This window comes from Ruegeria sp. O11 (assembly GCF_056535285.1).
The window spans coordinates 1-730 of sequence record NZ_JBQERS010000044.1 but is presented as its reverse complement, the minus strand read 5'-3'; the positions used below and the strand labels follow the sequence as shown (position 1 = coordinate 730).

The 730-nt window shown below is 50.7% G+C and carries 1 pseudogene; it reads right to left on the bottom strand.

Going from position 1 to position 730, the window contains the following annotated elements:
* Nucleotides 1-44: 44 nt before the first annotated feature.
* Nucleotides 45-664, bottom strand: a pseudogene (locus ACRZ91_RS22175) (IS6 family transposase).
* Nucleotides 665-730: the final 66 nt, after the last annotated feature.

Here is a 730-nt window from a genome sequence, read left to right as displayed (position 1 = left end):
GCAAATATTTGGAACGGCCAAAGTCAGCGACTTTCTGGATACACCTATCCTGCGATCTCGGCGAATAACTGGAAGCCGGAATTCTTATCGCTTGAGAATTGCTGTTTTCGGATCATGTTGGCGACCTCAATGCCGTCCAGTGTGGCCGAGGCGGATCTGAACGATTTGAACCCGCACATGTGCCGGATGCGTCGCTTGATAAACCGATGATCCTGCTCGATCAGGTTGTTTAAATACTTGGACCTGACTGTATGAATTTTGGCGGTGCAACCAAACCGATTAAGGATTTTGTTCACCTCTCGAATGCCCACTGCGTTGGCTCCGCTTTTGTCGATGACGATCTTGCTCGGGATTCCATTTGACGACAGAGCTTTGGCAAAGAACCTGGCTGCCGCTGGACGGTTCCAGCGCTCAGACAGCATGAAATCATGGGTATTTCCTGCCTTGTCGACGGCCCGATAGAGGTAGATCCATTTGCCGCGAACAGGAATATAGGTCTCCTCCATACGCCAGGAGCTCAACGTTGGGCGTTTCTTTGATTGCGCACGAGCTGCGACGATCGGCGAGTATTTCACAACCCACCTATTCAATGTGGCATGGTCAACTCGCACACCGCGTACAAAACAGCATCCTTGGGGAAATGACAGCCCTTCAATGAGATCATGCTCAAGTAACCTGTTCGAAATCTATTCGGCGGAAACGATCGTCAGATCACACAGGCTCGTCAACT